This is a genomic window from Streptomyces sp. NPDC059455 (genome assembly GCF_042750115.1).
GTDB lineage: Bacteria > Actinomycetota > Actinomycetes > Streptomycetales > Streptomycetaceae > Streptomyces > Streptomyces endocoffeicus.
The window spans coordinates 34,729-51,261 of record NZ_JBHYVB010000024.1 but is presented as its reverse complement, the minus strand read 5'-3'; the positions used below and the strand labels follow the sequence as shown (position 1 = coordinate 51,261).

The following is a 16,533-nucleotide window of genomic DNA, read 5'->3' as shown; positions in this document are numbered from 1 at the left end:
CCCGAGATGCCGTCCGTGCTGTTCGTCTGCGTCCACAACGCGGGCCGCTCCCAGATGGCCGCCGCCTTCCTCACCCACCTCGCGGGCGACCGCGTCGAAGTCCGCTCCGCCGGCTCGGCACCGGCCGAGCACGTCAACCCCGCCGTGGTGGAAGCCATGGCGGAAGTCGGCATCGACATCGCGACAGAGATCCCCAAGGTGCTGACCGCCGAGGCCGTGCAAGCCTCGGACGTGGTCATCACCATGGGCTGCGGCGACGCCTGCCCGTACTTCCCCGGCAAGATCTACCTGGACTGGAAGCTCGACGATCCGGCCGGGCGGGGTGTTGCGGCGGTACGGCCGATCCGTGACGAGATCCGGGCCAGCGTTGAGGGCCTCGTCAGCGAACTCACCGCCGGAGGCCGCGGGTGACCCTTCACGCCGAGACGATCCGCGTCACCGGCCTGACGGCCGAGCACACCGATGAGGTTCTGGCGATCTGCCAACTCGGCAGCGACGAACGGAACGCCGCCTTCGAGTCCGCTCTTCCCGCGGCCGAGGAGCGGCTGCTCAGCGCGATCCTCGCGCTGCTGGCGCTCGCGATCTACCTCTGCATCGCCGAGGACCCCACCCGATAGACCGGGTGGGCCGTCGGCGGCCCGGGGATGCCCCGCCCCTTCTTCGTCATCGCGGTGGGCGGCTCATTCGGGGTCTTTGATGTCGTCGTCGGGCAGGAGTTCTTGTGTGGGGGGCGGGTCGATGGTGGTGGTGGGGTTGGTGCAGCCGGGGACGCTGCCTTCGGGGGCGCAGTTGTCCGGGGTGTTGTCGATGACCTTGGTGTTGGTGAGCGTGACCTGGCCGTTCGACTGGTTGTCGATGCCGCCGCCGGCGGTGATCGCCGTGTTGCGGGTGACCAGGCTGTCGACCAATGTGGCGGGACTGGCGGCGTTTGAAAGGCCCCCGCCTCGCACGGCGATGTTGTCCTTGAGGGTGGTCGACTTCAGATTCAGGGTGGAGCCGTTCACGTTGCGGATGCCGCCACCGTTCATGGCGGTGTTGCCCCTGACCGATACGGACTCCAGGGTCGCGGTCCCCCGGATGTTCTCCAGACCGCCACCGTTGTTGATGGCCGACCGGTTCTTGAGCAGGGACCCGCCCTTCATCGTCATCGTGCCGCCACCGTCGTTGGCGACTCCGCCGCCGAAGCCGGTTGCGGTGTTGCGTTCGACGATGCTGCGGTCCAGGTTGAGCTGCCCAGTGTCGTTGTAGAGGCCACCACCGGTGGCTGCGGAATTGTCCTTGAAGGCGGTGTTGTTCAGGTTCAGTGTGCCCTGCTCGACCAGGGCGCCGCCGCCGGTGGATGCGATGTCGCCGCCGCTGACCGTGAGCGACTTCAGAGTCAGCGTGCCACCGGCTACGACGTGGAAGATGCGGAAGTTTTCCGTGGCGTCCGGGTCGCGTCGGATGGTGGAGCCGTTGCCGGAGATGGTGACGTCTCCGGTGATTTCGGGGAGTCCGTCGTCGGGGTTGTCCGGTGTGGTGAGTGTGTAGGTGCAGCGGGGTGCGAGGGTGATGCGGCCGCCGTTGGCGTTGGCCTGGTTGATGGCGTCCACCAGGCCGGGGATGTCGTTGCACCGCACTTGGATGTCGTCGGCGGCGCTGGCCGATCCGGTCGGCAGGACCGCGAGGGAGAGTCCGGTACCGACCGCGGCGGTCAGGGCGCCGGACCGCGAAATGAACCTCATCGTTACGCCTTCCTCAGCACTGGAGTGAAGCGGCGCATCACCGGCGTCAGTGGTCATGCTGGTCAGCGGCCATGCTGGTCAACCGGGATGGCGAGATGACGTTCTATTTCTAACTACACGTGATCGGGCCCTCACCTGGTGTGCCGCCAAACGGGTCCGGTCCTCGTGGGCCCTCCGCGACGCCGGACGGCTCAGGCCCGCCGGCCCCAGTCCAGGCGGTCGGCCAGGCCGGCGCTGGTGAAGGCGGCTTCCAGCTGGTCGCGGCCCTCGGTGAAGTGGGCCCAGCTGTCGTAGTGGACCGGTACGACGCGGCGGGCGCCGAGGATCTGGGTGGCCTCGGCGGCCTGGGCGCTGTCCAGGACGATCAGCGCGCCGTCGAAGAGCATGGGGAAGCGGGGGGCTCCGGCGAAGAGGATGGCGGTGTCCACCGGGGCGAAACGCTGGGCGATCTGCTCGACCGCGTCGAGCGAGGCGTTGTCGCCGCTGACGTAGACCGTGGGCAGGCCCTCCCCGGTGAGGATGAAGCCGACGACCTGGCCGGTGACCGGTTCGACCTCCTCGTGCCTTCCGGGTCCATGGATGGCGGGCGCGCCGGTCACGGTCACGGTGCCGCCGTCGGGGCGCTTCAGCTCGATGGACTCCCAGTCGGCCAGGCCCTTGGCCTTCTCTCCGAGGCGTTGTCCGCCATCGGGGGTGGTGAGGGTGAGCGGGACGTCGGCGAGCAGGGCCCGGCCGGAGGTGTCGAGGTTGTCGGGGTGTTCGTCGTGCGAGAGCAGGACCGCGTCGATGGGGCCGAGGTCGGCGGGGGTGGCGGTGGAGGGGGCGGTCTTGGTCAAGGTGCGGCCGGGCCGCCCGTAGTCGCCGGGGCCGTCGAACGTCGGGTCGGTCAGGAACCGCAGGCCGCCGTATTCGAAAAGGGCGGTCGGGCCGCCGAGGGCCCGGACCGGGAACTGGTCGGTCGCGTGGAGAGTGGTCACGAGAAACAACACCTCACGGATAGATCCGATTGAACCGTGAGATGACTGTAGAGACTTCTCACGGATACATGCAAGCCGTACCATGAGAATCATGAGGGAGCCCGTGATGGAAGAACCGGCCCTGCCGCCCGCGACGGGTGAGGAAGAGCACCTCTCCCTTGCCCTCGCCAACAGCGCCATTTCCATGGCCGGCGGGCATGTGGTCGATCTCCTGGCGGCTCCCGCGCAGGTCAACCACTGGCTGACGGAGCGCGGCCTCGCCCCGGTCGACGCCGGCATGATGGAAATGTGTGCGACGCAGGTGCGCTCGCTCCGCGAGCAGATCAGGTCGCTGTTCGCCTCCCGCGCCGCGGGGCTCCCCGCCCTGCCCGCCGCTGTCACGGCCATCAACGACGCGATGACCCGCGTCCCCACGGCCCCGCTCCTGCGATGGGATGACAGGACCGGCCCCTACCGCACAACCCCCCACCCCACCACCGCGATCGTCGACCACGCTCTGGCGACCGTCGCCGCCGACGCCGCCGACCTCCTCACCGGCCCGGACGCCGAACGCCTCACCGCATGCGGCTCCACCCCCTGCAACCGCTACCTGCTCCGCCACGGCCGTCGCCACTGGTGCTCCACCCGCTGCGGCGACCGCGCCCGCGCCGCCCGCGCCTACGCCCGCCGCGCCCAGTCCGGGACCTGAGTCCCGGCGGCATCCTTCGCTGTCGGCGCCCCGGGTCCTGACGGGTCGTCGCTGGCCAGAGGGGCCTTGTGGAGGTCGCTGGCCAGAGGGGCGTTGCGGAGGCTGTCCCTCCTGCGAGCCACGCGCGGGTGACCGCCGTGTGGGGACGACTCCGGGGCGCGGGATCCGTAGCGTTCGGGGCGGTCGCGGCGATGATTCGGGCCTGCTCGGCGGCCCCGAGGAGCTCAAGTCGGCGGCCGAACCGAGGGTTTGGGATCTCGCATCTTGCCTTGAGCGTCACTTAGTGACATTCTGTCGTTCAGAGACGCTGAGAGGAAACGAGGTGCCATGGCCACGACGCAGAAGCGCGACGGAGGGGGGATGAGTGAGCGGCGGCGTACGCGATTGCGGCTGGAGATCTCGCGGGAGGCGGCGCGTCTGTTCTGGGAGCAGGGAGTGACCGCCACGAGCGGCGATCAGATCGCGGAGGCCGTGGGCCTGTCCACGCGCACCATCTGGCGGCACTTCCGCAGTAAGGAGAGCTGCGCCGAGCCAATCGTCATGCAGGGCATCGTCACCCTGATGAGCGTGCTGCGCAGCTGGCCCCGGCAGAGCTCCCTCGAAGACCATCTGGCCACGGAACTGGCCGTCTTCCGGGACGATAAGGAGAAGCTCCCCGTCGATCTTGCCGACGACATTCTCGCGATGAAGATGATCCGGCTCGCCGACACCGAACCGGCGCTCCGCACGGCGTGGTTGATGGCCTGCGACCAGAAGGAACGGGAGCTGTGCGCGATCATCGCCGACCGTCTTGAGCGCCCGGTCGGCGATCTGGAGGTGCGGCAGCACGCGGCGGCCGCCGCCGCGGTCGTGCGGGTGCTCGAAGAGCACATCGGCGCCGCCGTCCTCGCCGGCGCGGACGTCACGGAGTTCACCGACGTGGTGGCCCTCTCCCGGCGTTTCGCCCATGCGATCCGCACGGCCACCGGCGGAGTCGTCGGCGACCCCGTCGCCTGACGTTCACCTCGCGGCCGGCCGTTTCCTGGCCCGCCATCCGCGCGGGCAGGGGAGCGCCGGGCAACCGGTGTCCCAAGCACACCAGCCTCCGTAAGCCGGCGCGGACGCAGCCGTACAGACCAACGCCTACCTGATGAGTGATCTCGCATGACTGAACCTCAGCCCCTACACTCCGCCGACCCGGCGCCCGGCCCGCACGGACCGGGCAGGCCCCCGGGGGGCAAGGCGAAGCAGACACCGCTGGAGCAGATGGGCGGCACCACGGGCCTGGTGTACATGATGCTGCCGATCGTGGCCTTCGTGCTCGCCAACGCCTCCTACGGGCTGACCGCCGCCATCTGCACCGCCTTCGGCGTCTCCCTGGCCATCTCCGTGCTGCGCCTGGTGCGCAAGGAGTCGATCCAGCCCGCGCTCTCCGGCCTGTTCGGCGTCGCCGTCGCCTCGTTCATCGCCTGGAAGACGGGATCGGCCAAGGGCTTCTTCCTGACGGGCATCTGGAGCAACCTCGCACTCGGCGTGCTCTTCCTGCTCTCGGTCCTCGTACGCCGGCCGCTGGCCGGAATCGTCTGGGGCTCGCTCAACGGCACCGGCACCGACTGGCTCAAGGACAAGCCCTCGCGCCACTACTACGACATCGCCACCCTCGCTCTGGTGGGCGTCTTCGCCGCCCGGGTCGCCGTACAGCAGTGGCTCTACGACAAGGACGCCACCGGCTGGCTCGCCTTCGCCAAGATCGCGATGGGCTACCCCCTGCTCGCTCTGGCCTTCCTGGTCGTGCTGTGGGCGGGCCGCCGCTCGGGCACGCGACTCAAGGCCCTGGCCGGACCGCGGCCCGCGCGATCGGTCTGATCGACGCCCCCTTTCGGAGCCCTGAGGAGAGAGATGGGCCAGTCCCTGCCCCAGAGCCTGTTCCTGCTCTGCTACACGGTGGACAAAGAGAAGTTCGAACTCACCAATCTCCAGGGCCGCGGCCAGTTGCTGCGCGCCGCGGCTCTGACCGTGCTGACCCTCGACGGGCTGCTCAGCGTCGAGGGAAAGAAGGTCGTCCGGCTGCCCACCAAGCCGCCCAGCGATCCCTTCTTGGCCGAGGTATGGCGCGACGTACCCGCGGAGAAGCCCAAGGGCTGGCTTTCGCTCGTCCACAACAAGGCCCACACCGTGGAGAAGCCCATCCGCGAGCAGCTCGCCGCGGCGGGTGTGGTCACGATCCGGCGCGAGAGGCGGCTGGGGCTGGTCACCGTCGACCGGGTCACCGTCAACGATCCACGGCCGGTACTCGCCCTGCAGGAGCGGGTACGCGACGCCGTGCTCCGCGGGCCCGATCCGGCGGCGGTCCCGATGGAGGAGCTGAGCATGGCCGTGTTCGCGGCCGAGGTCGAGGTGACCAGTGTGTTCTCCTGCAAGGAACGCCGGGAGCACGAGCAGGCGCTCAAGGGCCTCGCCGCACATTTCGACGACGCCGTGCCCGGTCTGCGCAAGGCGCTGCGCGACTCGTACCCGTCGAGCAGGGCCGTCGGAGGCGGCTGGGGCACATGACCACCGACCACACGCCGGAGCGGGAAGGCGCCTCCCACACCGTGACCGGATCCGTCCGACAGCCACAGCACGAAAGAGCCACGAGGGTGACCATGAACCAAGGCCGCGTCGTTCGACCGCTGGGTCCGTGTGAGCGGACCATTGACTTCTACATGCACCGCAATCCGCTCCAGTTCTCCCTGGTCGCCGAGATGGACCGCCCGGTGTCGGCGAGCGTGTTGGCTTCGGCGCTGGCCACGCTCCAGGATCGGCATCCATTGCTCGGGGTCGCGGTCGACCGCGCCGCGCCCGAGGCCGTGTACCGGGTGTCCGAAGGCGCGATCCCCCTCGAAGTGGCCGCCGATGGCACTCCGTGGCAATCCGTCGTCGCCGTCGAGCAGACGCGGCCGATCCCCCCGGCGCCGGGGCCCCTGGCGCGCGCCGTGCTCGTCCCACAAGAGCCGGGCTGCGCCATAGTGCTCACCTTCGCGCACCAGATCACCGACGGTGTCGGCGGTCTGCGAGCCCTGCTGGACCTGGTGGCGGCCCTGGACGGGGAGGAGTTGACGCCGCCGGGCGATGTGCCTCGAACGCAGGAGGACCTCCTCGCCCACCTCGACGGAGCGGCGGACCTCGGCGGAACGGCGGACGCCGGCGACGCCACGGCCGGCCCGCCCTTGGACGATGACGAGCGCATGAGCGCCGTTGGCGAGCTCACGCCGTTCTCCGGGCGTACACCGCACGTCGACACTCTCGCCCTGGACCGGGGACTGACCACGCGGCTTGTTCGCCGCTGCCGCCAGGAGGGCACGTCCGTGCACGCCGCGCTCTGCGCCGCCGCCACGGTGGTATTCCACCGGCGAGGACGCGATTTCGTGCGGGTGCTGACCCCGGTGGACCTGCGCCGTGCGGTCGGACTGCCCGACGAGGTGGTGAACCGGTTCACGAGCGTCCGGACGGGAAGCGCCGGGCACGACGCCAAAGACTTCTGGGCGCTCGCCCGCCGTACCCGCGCATCGCTTGCCCTTCAGCGCACACCGGCCGCGCTGAAGGCCGGTGCCGCGGCTCTCGCACAGCATGCCCCATCGAGCGCCGGTGACGCCGAGGCCATGATGTCCGCCGCCACCGCGGCCGACATCCAGATCACCAACCTCGGAGTGGCATACCCGAGCGGGCAGAGCCCGAGTCGGCAGAGCCCGAGCGGGCTCTCCGCTCTGTGGGGCCCCGCACAGATCACCCAGCTGCGAGGCGAGCACATTCTCGGTGTCGTCACGGTCGGCGGGCGGCTGCGGATGACAGAGCTCACCCACGATCCTGTCGCCGGGCTCGTCCCGGAGATAGGTGCCGTACTGGCCGAAGCATGCACCGAATCACCTCACGGATGAGCGTGTCCATCCATGTCACCGATATCACCGATGACCACCTCGGCCACCGCGCGGACCCATGCCGTGAAAGCGGCCGGTGAGGATTCCTTGCGTTTCGCGGTGCTGGGGCCGGTCAGGGCGTGGCGTGGGACACATGAGCTGGATCTGGGTTCGCCGCAGCAACGCGTGGTGCTGGCCGCGTTGCTGCTGCGGCCCGGGCGGCCGGTCACGGTCGCCGAACTGGTGGACGCCGTGTGGGGCGATGAGCCGCCGCCGGCGGCTGTGTCCGTGCTGCGCACCTATGCGTCGCGGCTGCGCAAGGTACTGGAGCCGGGGCGTGACGCCGGTGAGCCCCCGCGGGTGCTGGTCTCGGCCGCGGGCGGATATCTGGCGCGGGTACCGGAAGGTTCGGTGGATCTGGATGTGTTCGAGCAGCGGGTCGCCGAGGCGAAGAAGCTGCGGGCGTTGGGTGCGATGTCGGCCGCCGCGGATCTGCTGCGGGCCGCGCTCGACGGGTGGGCGGGGACACCGCTGGCCGGTCTTCCCGGGCCACTGGCCGAGGCCGAGCGTTCCCGGCTGGCCGAGGAGCGGCTGGCCACACTGGAGACCCGGCTGGATACCGAGGTCCGGCTGGGGCGCCACAGTGAGGTGATCGCCGAGTTGGCCGCGCTGACCGGTGAGCATCCGCTGCGGGAGCGGCTGTGCCGGCTTCTCATGCTGGCGTTGTACCGGTCCGGGCGGCAGGCCGAGGCGCTGGCGGTCTACCACAGGACGCGCGGCACCCTGGTGGCCGAACTGGGCATCAACCCCAGTGCGTCACTGCAGGAACTCCACGGCCGCATCCTGACCGCCGACCCCACACTGGACCCCACCCCACCGGAGACGGAGGCCGAGCCGTGGATGCCGCTGGCCGCCGGGTATATGGTCCGCCCCGCACAGCTACCCGCCGACCTGGCCACCTTCACCGGCCGGCAAGCCGAACTGAGGCAGATCCAGGCCCTGTCACCCGGCGACGGGACGCCTCCGGCCACGGTGCTGATCAGCGCGATCGGCGGTATGGCGGGCGTCGGCAAGACCACCCTGGCCGTGCACCTGGCCCACCGGCTCGCCCACCGTTACCCCGACGGACAGCTGTACATCAATCTGCGCGGCTTCGACCCGACCGGCTCGGCCATGCCAAGCGGGGAGGCCATCCGCGTCTTCCTCGACGCGCTCGGCGTCCCCTCGCAGCGGATACCCGCCCACCTCGACGTCCAGGCGGCGCTGTACCGCAGCCTGCTCGCCAACCGGCGGATGCTCCTCCTCCTCGACAACGCCCGCGACACCGAACAGGTCCGCCACCTGCTCCCGGCCTCACCCGGCTGCCTGGCCATCGTCACCAGCCGCAACCAGCTCACCGGCCTGATCGTCAACGAGGGGGCGCGTCCGCTGACGCTGAACCCGTTGACGTGGGCCGAGGCTCATGAATTCCTGGTGCGCCGCGTCGGCGCCGCACGTCTGACGGCGGAACCCGAAGCGACGGACGAGATCATCACACGCTGCGCCCGGCTGCCCCTGGCCCTCGCCATCATCGCCGCCCGCGCCACCGCCCGCCCCGGATTCCCGCTCGAAGCCATCGCCGGGGAACTGCGCGACAGCCGGGGCAGCCTTGACGCGTTCGCCGGGGGCGAGCCGACCACGGACGTACGAGCCGTCTTCTCCTCGTCGTACGAGGCTCTGTCCGCTCCGGTCGCCCGGCTGTTCCACCTGCTGGACCTCCACCCCGGCCCGGACATCTCCGCACCCGCCGCCGCGGCCCTCGCCGGGCTTCCCCTCCGCGAGACCCGCGGTCTCCTCGCGGAACTCACTCGCGCCCATCTGCTCACCGAACACTCACCGGGCCGCTACACCCTGCACGACCTGCTGCGTGCCTACGCCGCCGAACGCATCGCCACCGAAGAGACACCACAAGAACGGGATCGGGCCACCGAACGGCTCCTGTGCTGGTACCTGCACACCGCCGGCGCCGCCTACTCCCACCTAGCCCCCCACCGCCGCCGGATCCCCCTCCGGCCACCGCCTCCCGGTTGCCACCCTCTGACCTTCACCAGCCACGACGAAGCCCTCACCTGGTGCGAGGCCGAACGTCCCAACCTCGTCGCCGCGGTGCACCAGGCCGCCGCACCCCCCCGGCCCCGCCTCGCCTGGCAACTCGCCGCCGCCCTGTGGGGGTTCTTCTATCTGCGCGCCCATCTGCACGACTGGCTCGACACCGCCCAGAGCGCACTCGATGCCGCCCGTGACACCCACGACCGCGTGGGCGAGGCATGGAGCCTCAACGACCTGGCCGTCGCACTGACCTTGACCCACCGCTTCGACGAGGCCATCGACCACCTGAAACAGGCGATGACCCTCTGCCGGGAGTTCGGGGACACCCCCGGCAGGTCCCAGGCCATGGGCAACCTGGGCAACGCGTATCTCCAACTCGGCCGGCTCGACAAGGCAGCCGAATACATCCGCCGCTCACTCGTCCTCGACCGGGCGCACGGCAGCGCCTGGGGTGAGGGCCTCGCCCTGGCCAAGCTGGGCGACATCTACCAGCGGCTCGGCCGCTTCGACAAGGCCATCGACCACCTGGAGCGGTCGCTGACCATCCTGCGCGCCGGCGGCAACCGCTGGGGCGAAGGCGTCACACTCGACATCCTCGGCACCGTCCACCACCGGCTCCACCGCCACGACGACGCGATCCAGCACTACCACCAGGCCCTCGGAGCGCTCCGGGACATCGGCAACCGCTGGAACGAGGGCGAAACCCTCGACCACCTCGGCGGCACCCTCCTGGCCGCGGGCGATCCGGAAGCGGCCCGCACCAGATGGCGACAGGCCCTAGCGGTCTTCCAGGAGTTCGACCATCCCCGCACCGAGGAGATCCGGGGGAGGCTCAGCCGCCTGGACGAACGTGGGCCGGACTCTTCGGCACAACCTCAGGGTGAGGCCGAAACCTCCGCGTGATCTTCCCCGGGCGGCGGAATCCGCGGACCCATCTGTCAAACGAGTGTCAAAGCGATGTGGAACCCCGCTCGTAACACTTCCCCCGAATCGGGACCACCGAGATCGGCCCCGAGACCTGTACCCCCGCAGGGTCACGGAACAAGGAGGTGCGAACGTGAGCTGGACCAGGATGGGTTCCTCAGGAGCGGTGGGCACCCGGGAACGCGCGCTGCGCGCGCTCTACGACGAGCAGGCAAGTGTTCTGTACGCGTACGTGGTGCGTCTTTTGGGGGGTGACCGGCACAGGGCCGAGGACGTGGTGCAGGAGACGCTGCTGCGCTGCTGGCGCAGGCAGGACCTGGACGTCGGCCAGTCGCTGCGGCCGTGGCTGTTCAGAGTGGCCCGCAACCTCGTCATCGACGACTACCGGTCGCGCATGACCCGTCCTCAGGAGGTCAGCGCCGGGACCTGGCTGGACGACTCGCTGACGGGGCCCGACGACGTGGACCGGCTGCTCTCCTCTTTGCTCCTGAAGGAGGCTTTCCAGCAACTGTCCACCAAGCACCGGGAGGTGCTGTACGAGACGTACTACTCCGGCAGATCGACCCGCGAGGCGGGCCAGTTGCTCGGTATCCCGCCGGGGACCGTCAAGTCGCGAACGCACCACGCGGTACGTGCCCTGCGGCTGGCCATGGGCGTCACCGAGCGCGCCGAGGACGAGGCCGTCGAGAGGCCCGCGCTGCGGCACTCGTCCGCGGCGTGACGCACCTGGACCGAGGGCTCGGGCGAAGCTCAGCGGACGACTTCGGCGATGTCCGCGACCTGTTCACCCGAGGCGCCGTAGTAGTGCCGTACGTTGGCCCGTCCCCGCTCGGCATCGCCGAACACGTAGTACGCGATGGCGACAGGCCGCGGGGTTCCCTCGTGGCCTGCCTTCTTCCACGCGGATCCGGCCGCGTCAAACATCTGGGCGGCCATTCCCACGGGCACCGACGGCCGATGTATCCCTCACCCCAGCGCGTCCACGAGAAAGTCGTCGGAACGGCCGCCGACGCTGATGCCGAGAGGGAGACGGTCGCCGGATACCGCGTCGATACCGGCCACTTCCTTCGCCAGGAGCACCGCCGGCCACGGGGATGATCGACGGGCGCATGTCGCGCACCTGATGGGGCAGTCCTATGCCAATTTTCATACCCATGACTCCTTACTGCGCGTCAGAAAACGTGGCCGCGGCTTTCGGTGCGCACCCGTCACCGAGCGGCGAACACCTTGCGCTGGTAACGCTTCAAGGCGATCGGGCCAACCCTCGACATCACCGTTTCCGTGGCCTGGAGCGCCGCGTCGACGACCTGGTGTTGTGACCGCATCAATTCGACGATGGGCGCCACGTCCTGTGGCCCCCGGCCTGCCAACTTGGGCCGGCAGTGGTCGTCCTCACTGCGGTGGTGCACATGCAGGAGATCGACCAGCAGAGCGACGTGATCAGCGACGATCCGTGCCCGCGCCCCATCATGCGCCGTAACACGACGGATCAGCGTCGGCAGCGCACCGAACTCACGCCGGAACATGGTGTGAACCGCGTACATGTCCCTGCTGTCCGCAGACCGCGTGTTCTGCTTTGCCATGGTCTTCCTTACGGTATGCGCGTCAATAGGCGGGCCTGGGCGGAGTCACCGCGTGGCCTCGAGCACGGAGACCAGGGACGCGGAGGACGACACCTTGACGAGTTCCAGACCGGCTCGGTGGAACAGGGCCTCGAATTCCTCTGCGCTGCGCTCCCGTCCGGTCAACAGCGCCATCATGTTCAGATCCATCAGTGGCTCCAGACCCGGCTTGCCGACCTTGTCGATCAGGAGCTCCATCACCAGCACCCGCCCGCCGGGCTGAAGCGCCTCCCGGCAGTTGCGCAGGATCCGTACGCAGGCATCTTCGTCCCAGTCGTGGAGGACGAATTTCAGCAGGTGCAGATCGCCGGACGGCACCTGGTCGAAGAAGTCGCCGCCCACGAAGGTGAACCGGTCCGCGACGCCGAGACTCTTGGCGGAGGCGTCCGCCTCGGTGCCCGCGTGCGGAAGGTCGAGCACCATCCCGGTCAGTCCCGGATGCCGCTGCATCAGGGTCTGGACGAGGTTTCCGCCGGCGCCCCCGACATCCACGGCGACCTCGGCGTCCTTGATGTCGATCACATCGGCCAGCTGATGGGCCAGGTTGTGTGTCATGGCGGTCATGGAGTTGGTGAAGACCTCTGCCTCCCCGGGCCGGGTGGCGAGCCAGTCGAAGAACGGCGCACCGAGGGCGGCCCGTGCCGGGGTGGTGCCGGTGCGTATCGCGTCGGCCAGCCGCCCCCAGGGCAGCCAGTGCGATTCGGCACCACCCCACAACGCCAGATCACGCAGGGAGTCGGGGTTGTCGGTACGCAAGGTGTCGAGCAGGGACGTACTCTCGAACCTTTTCCCGTCCGTCGATGTGGCCAGCCCGAGCGAGGCGCACGCCCGCAGGAACCGGAACGTCGCGTCGGGGTCCAGCGACTCCGACGCGGCCACCTCGGCCGCGGTGGCCCCACCCGGGTGGAGATGGTCGGCGACGCGCAACTCGGCCGCGGTCCGCACCACCTGGGTGACCCAGTAGCCGGTCATCATCTGCATCATCCGTCCCGTGTCGCCCGCAGGCGGACGGACAGAACCAGCCGCAACGAATGGATGTTCGAAAAGTGCCATGTGATTCCCCTTGACCCGGAAGTGGTGTGAGTCCGGAGAGACCCGGGGCGGACGGTGGCCCACGGCGTCTCTCGCTGAGCCGCTCCATTGCGCGGAGCGGCCACCTGTAGAGAACGAACGGATGGACACCGGGAGCGGTTCAATGGCCGGCCGCGGGCCGCGCGGAAGGTGGTGAACCGATGTCCCGGCAGGAGCGTTGTGCTTGTCGACCGGATACATCCGAAACCTCCGCCGAGACAGAGCGGCTCCAGCTTCAGGCGAATATCCTCGCTCCGCACAGCGCCCACCTGTTCCGCCTGGCTGGGATCACTTCGGGCATGCGGGTGTTGGACGTCGGCTGCGGGGCGGGCGATGTGAGCATGCTGCTCGCCGAGTTGGTCGGGCCGGACGGCTCGGTGATCGGCGTCGACATGAACCCGGCCCTTCTCGAGTTGGCCCGCGCCCGTACCACCGAGGCCCGCCTGACCAACGTGTCGTACATCGAGGTGGACCTGACCGGCCTGCGCCTGGACGAGCGGGTCGACGCGCTGGTCGGCAGGCTGATCCTGATCCATCTCAAGAAGCCGGCCGCGGCCATACGCGCTTTGTCGCGACTGGTCCGCACCGGTGGCGTGGTGTCCTTCCAGGAGTGCAACCTCACCCGCGTCCGCTCCGTGCCGCCGACCCCGTTCGCCACCAGGAGTCTCGGTTGGGCGCTCGATGCGCTGCGCGCGGCCGGTCTCACCCCGGATATCGGCGAGCAGACCGCGTCGCTCCTACGCGACGCCGGCCTGTCTGTAGAGGGCGCGGCCACCACCGGGCCGGCGGGCTCCGCGGAATCGGCCATGCCGGAGTACATGGAGGGCTGTTTCCGTAGCGTCCTCCCGGTAGTGCTCGCGCACGGCCAGGTCACCGAAGCCGAGGTGGACATCGACACGGTGGCCGAGCGGATAGCCCATGAGCTCAAGGAGGCAGATGCGATGTACTGGGGCCCCGAACTGGCCGCCGCCTGGGCCCGCGTTCCCTAGCAGGGGGATCCACGCTGGCGATCGCGCCACGGTCACCCCACCCATGCGCGGTACCGCTGCCACGGGCGACCGTCACCGATGACGCCGCTGGGGCCGCGCTCGGCAGGCCCCAACGGCCCGCCGCGGCGCGGGCGAGGGCGAAGGCGAGGGCGAGGGCGAGGGCCCATGCACCCCTGCGGGTATGGTGCGGGGTCTACTGCAGCATTACTGCGGCACCTCTTCGATGGTGTCGTTCCAGTAGGTGACGGTCGAGTTGTCGCTGATGGCGAGGCTGGCGTCGCCGGGGGCGTTGATCTTGGCGGTCTCGCCCGTGCCCTGCGGGTTCTGGTCGGCCAACTCGATGGTGAGCTGCTTCTCGCGGTGCATGTCGCCGCCGTCGCCCTCCGCCAGGCTGAGCGCGGCGTAGGCGGACTGGCCCGGCTCCAGGGAGACCACGGACTGGGGCTTGCGGCCGCCGGCCGGGATCGAGGACTGGGCGTCCGGGAAGCCCACGAACGGGTAGCCGTACAGGTCGCACCGGGCGCTGCCGTTATTGGTGGCCTTGAGCAGGATGACCGGCGCGCTGCCGCCGGTCTCCTGGAGACTGACGGCGACCTTGCCGACGGTGCACGCGGAGCGCTTGACGCCCGAGTCCGCGTCACCCGTCGGCTGTCCCACGTCGCCGTTGTCCTCATCGCCGCTCTGTGAACCGCCACCGCCCGTGGAACCCGACTCGGCCGAACCGGAGTCATTTCCCCCGGAGTCCTTCCCCTCTGAGTCCTTCCCCTCTGAGTCCTTCGACGCCCCGGCGGAGGACGAGGAGCCGGCGTCGTCCTTGCCGCCGTCGTCCTGGCAGGCGGTCAGCGAGAACGCGACGGCGACGAGGCCGGCGGCGCGGACGGTGTGGCGAGTGGTCGTCACGAGGTTCCCCATGGATATCGGACACGGTCCGGCCGCCCGCATCCGCAGGGCACCCGGCCGGGGTCACTGGCAAGTACGATCATCGCCACGGCGCCGAAAGGCGCATGGTTCACGGGATTCCGTATGACCCACGTCACCGCTCGTTGTGGGGCGCTCCACGAGTCTGACCAGCACCGGCGAGATGGCTGCCACCGTCACTACTGAACCTTGTCACCATGCCCTACGTGTCACTGACAGGTGGGCTCTGGGCATGCCCGGAGCCGCGCCGCGCAGGCAGTTCGCCGACGCCGCGTCTTCTGCGGCCAGGCGAGAACCTTCGGCAAGAAGGACATCGACATGAACAAGCGCATACGGGCTGGAGTGATCGCGGCTGTCGCCGCGACAGCAACGCTGGTGGGCGTCGCCACGGCCGGGGCGACACCGAGTGGTCCCGGTGTGAACGGCAAGATCATTTCGCAGACAACAGTGGGCGGCAAGGACTACATCTTGCGCCAGATAACCATCCCTGCCGGTCAGAGCACCGGCTGGCACTTCCATGACGGCACTCTGTACGGCTACGTCGAGCAGGGAACGCTCAGCCACTTCGACTCCACCTGCAAGTCCGACGGCATCTATGAGTCGGGCAGTTCGTTGACTGAACCTTCCGGTTCCCAGCGGGTTCACATCGGGCGCAACCTCGGTACCACGCCAGTCGTCCTGAACGTGCTGTATGTCCTCCCTCACGGCGCACCACTGTCGGAGGATGCCCCCAACCCTGGCTGCGACTTCCAGTAGCCAAACCGTTTCGCCGGCGCATGTGGAGGTCGGCCGGCACCTCGAGGTCCGGTCCGCTGGGGTGGTCGGCCGTCGGCGAGCACGACCTCCGCGCCGAGCCGGTTGTCGGCGGCGAGTCCGGCCGTGCCCAGCTGACGACCAGGTACAACGTGGTCAGGGAAGCGGCGTTGGGGCCGATGCCCTGCGCGTCAGCGAGGGAGTCGATGTTCCGCCAGCTGCTCGCTGTGCTCCGCAAGCGTCCGCCCGGTGCGGGTGTGACATATGGGGGACGTGTGGCGCAGTGGGAGTGAGGCGGCTGGTTATCGGCGAGTCGGGTCCGCAGGTTTTCCGTATCTGTGGATCTCCTTCTCCCGTTTCTCCCGTACGGGCGGAGAGCCCTGCCCGCATCGGAGTCCGGGCCGGTCCCGGACCGCGGTCGTGGTCACGGTCGTCTCACGCAAGAGATCACTGACGAAGGAAGCGTGCATTATGTACAAGGCCCAGATCGAGACCCGCGAGATTTCCGACGCCGACCTGGACGGCGTTGCCGCCGGTGCGGCCGGCGGGCTGGCCCTGCAGAGCCAGCCGGGCAGCCTGGAGGGCATCGGCGGCGTCGAGCTGGCTGGCCACAGCGTCCTGGTGGATGGTGCGGCGAACCTGCAGAGCGGCCAGGCGGGCCTCAACGTCACCGCCGTCTGATCAGCCGCAAAGGCTGAACATCCTCGAGGCCTGAAGGCCCTCGGCCACACGGCGGATTCGAGGGATCGTTGCAACACAAGTGATCAACTGGCTGTGGCCAGGAGCTCAGCGAGGCGCGGGGGGGGGGGGTGTGCAGGCCCAGCGGGGGGGGTGTGTGGGGGGGGGTGTGTGGTGGTGAAGAGATTAGGGGGGGGGGCGGGGGGGCGGGTGGCGGCGGGGTCGG

At 69.4% G+C, this 16,533-nt stretch carries 18 protein-coding genes; 12 read left to right on the top strand and 6 right to left on the bottom strand.

Features of this window, described 5'->3' with window-relative positions; all coding sequences use genetic code 11:
- The first annotated feature begins 6 nt into the window (after positions 1–6).
- Together ACFXB5_RS11625 and ACFXB5_RS11620 are read left to right on the top strand one after the other, a co-directional pair.
- Positions 7–411, top strand: coding sequence for an arsenate reductase ArsC (locus tag ACFXB5_RS11625; protein WP_385205673.1), 405 nt, complete (start codon positions 7–9; stop codon positions 409–411).
- Positions 408–617 carry a hypothetical protein gene (locus tag ACFXB5_RS11620; RefSeq protein ID WP_385205578.1) on the top strand — a complete coding sequence of 70 codons (210 nt, stop codon included), beginning with the start codon at positions 408–410 and terminating at the stop codon, positions 615–617. Before ACFXB5_RS11625 ends, ACFXB5_RS11620 begins: the two co-directional genes overlap by 4 nt.
- A 63-nt stretch (positions 618–680) precedes the next feature.
- Here the strand turns inward: ACFXB5_RS11620 and ACFXB5_RS11615 are convergent, their stop codons facing one another.
- Entirely contained in the window at positions 681–1,724 is a 1,044-nt protein-coding gene (locus ACFXB5_RS11615; protein WP_385205575.1) for a right-handed parallel beta-helix repeat-containing protein, read from the bottom strand.
- A 191-nt stretch (positions 1,725–1,915) separates the two neighbouring features.
- The gene (locus ACFXB5_RS11610) at positions 1,916–2,701 is read right to left on the bottom strand and encodes an MBL fold metallo-hydrolase (RefSeq protein ID WP_385205572.1); all 786 of its coding nucleotides are present in this window, start codon (positions 2,699–2,701) and stop codon (positions 1,916–1,918) included.
- Positions 2,702–2,792: 91 nt separating this feature from the next.
- Between ACFXB5_RS11610 and ACFXB5_RS11605 the strand changes: the two genes are divergently transcribed.
- The 7 genes from ACFXB5_RS11605 (at position 2,793) to ACFXB5_RS11575 (ending at position 10,997) form a co-directional block, all read left to right on the top strand.
- Entirely contained in the window at positions 2,793–3,389 is a 597-nt protein-coding gene (locus ACFXB5_RS11605) for a CGNR zinc finger domain-containing protein (RefSeq protein ID WP_385205569.1), read from the top strand.
- Between the two features lie 327 nt (positions 3,390–3,716).
- Entirely contained in the window at positions 3,717–4,385 is a 669-nt protein-coding gene (locus ACFXB5_RS11600) for a TetR/AcrR family transcriptional regulator (RefSeq protein WP_385205566.1), read from the top strand.
- A 147-nt stretch (positions 4,386–4,532) separates the two neighbouring features.
- Entirely contained in the window at positions 4,533–5,234 is a 702-nt protein-coding gene (locus ACFXB5_RS11595; protein ID WP_385205563.1) for a DUF3159 domain-containing protein, read from the top strand.
- A 33-nt stretch (positions 5,235–5,267) separates the two neighbouring features.
- Entirely contained in the window at positions 5,268–5,921 is a 654-nt protein-coding gene (locus ACFXB5_RS11590) for a GPP34 family phosphoprotein (protein WP_385205560.1), read from the top strand.
- A gap of 92 nt (positions 5,922–6,013) precedes the next feature.
- The gene (locus tag ACFXB5_RS11585; RefSeq protein ID WP_385205670.1) at positions 6,014–7,285 is read left to right on the top strand and encodes a peptide synthetase; all 1,272 of its coding nucleotides are present in this window, start codon (positions 6,014–6,016) and stop codon (positions 7,283–7,285) included.
- 12 nt (positions 7,286–7,297) lie between these two features.
- On the top strand, positions 7,298–10,255 hold the full coding sequence (locus ACFXB5_RS11580; protein WP_385205557.1) for a tetratricopeptide repeat protein: 2,958 nt from the start codon (positions 7,298–7,300) through the stop codon (positions 10,253–10,255).
- Positions 10,256–10,409: 154 nt separating this feature from the next.
- A complete protein-coding gene (locus ACFXB5_RS11575) occupies positions 10,410–10,997 on the top strand; it encodes a sigma-70 family RNA polymerase sigma factor (protein ID WP_385205554.1) in 588 nt (195 codons plus the stop codon).
- A gap of 29 nt (positions 10,998–11,026) precedes the next feature.
- Here ACFXB5_RS11575 and ACFXB5_RS11570 read toward each other — a convergent pair whose 3' ends face one another.
- The 3 genes from ACFXB5_RS11570 to ACFXB5_RS11560 all read right to left on the bottom strand — a co-directional run bounded on the left by ACFXB5_RS11570 (position 11,027) and on the right by ACFXB5_RS11560 (position 12,882).
- The gene (locus ACFXB5_RS11570; RefSeq protein ID WP_385205551.1) at positions 11,027–11,212 is read right to left on the bottom strand and encodes a hypothetical protein; all 186 of its coding nucleotides are present in this window, start codon (positions 11,210–11,212) and stop codon (positions 11,027–11,029) included.
- A 272-nt stretch (positions 11,213–11,484) separates the two neighbouring features.
- Positions 11,485–11,859 carry a hemerythrin domain-containing protein gene (locus tag ACFXB5_RS11565; RefSeq protein WP_385205548.1) on the bottom strand — a complete coding sequence of 125 codons (375 nt, stop codon included), beginning with the start codon at positions 11,857–11,859 and terminating at the stop codon, positions 11,485–11,487.
- 45 nt (positions 11,860–11,904) lie between these two features.
- Entirely contained in the window at positions 11,905–12,882 is a 978-nt protein-coding gene (locus ACFXB5_RS11560) for a methyltransferase (protein WP_385205546.1), read from the bottom strand.
- Positions 12,883–13,130: 248 nt separating this feature from the next.
- Between ACFXB5_RS11560 and ACFXB5_RS11555 the strand changes: the two genes are divergently transcribed.
- Positions 13,131–13,958 carry a class I SAM-dependent methyltransferase gene (locus ACFXB5_RS11555; RefSeq protein WP_385205543.1) on the top strand — a complete coding sequence of 276 codons (828 nt, stop codon included), beginning with the start codon at positions 13,131–13,133 and terminating at the stop codon, positions 13,956–13,958.
- 204 nt (positions 13,959–14,162) lie between these two features.
- On the opposite strand, the gene ACFXB5_RS11550 is transcribed toward ACFXB5_RS11555, so the two are convergent.
- Positions 14,163–14,858 carry a DUF4232 domain-containing protein gene (locus ACFXB5_RS11550; RefSeq protein WP_385205541.1) on the bottom strand — a complete coding sequence of 232 codons (696 nt, stop codon included), beginning with the start codon at positions 14,856–14,858 and terminating at the stop codon, positions 14,163–14,165.
- A 336-nt stretch (positions 14,859–15,194) separates the two neighbouring features.
- On the opposite strand from ACFXB5_RS11550, the gene ACFXB5_RS11545 reads away from it, so the two are divergent.
- Together ACFXB5_RS11545 and ACFXB5_RS11540 are read left to right on the top strand one after the other, a co-directional pair.
- Positions 15,195–15,632: a cupin domain-containing protein gene (locus ACFXB5_RS11545; protein WP_385205538.1), complete on the top strand. Its 438-nt coding sequence runs from the start codon at positions 15,195–15,197 to the stop codon at positions 15,630–15,632.
- 468 nt (positions 15,633–16,100) lie between these two features.
- A complete protein-coding gene (locus tag ACFXB5_RS11540) occupies positions 16,101–16,310 on the top strand; it encodes a type A2 lantipeptide (protein ID WP_385205535.1) in 210 nt (69 codons plus the stop codon).
- Positions 16,311–16,533 lie beyond the last annotated feature (223 nt).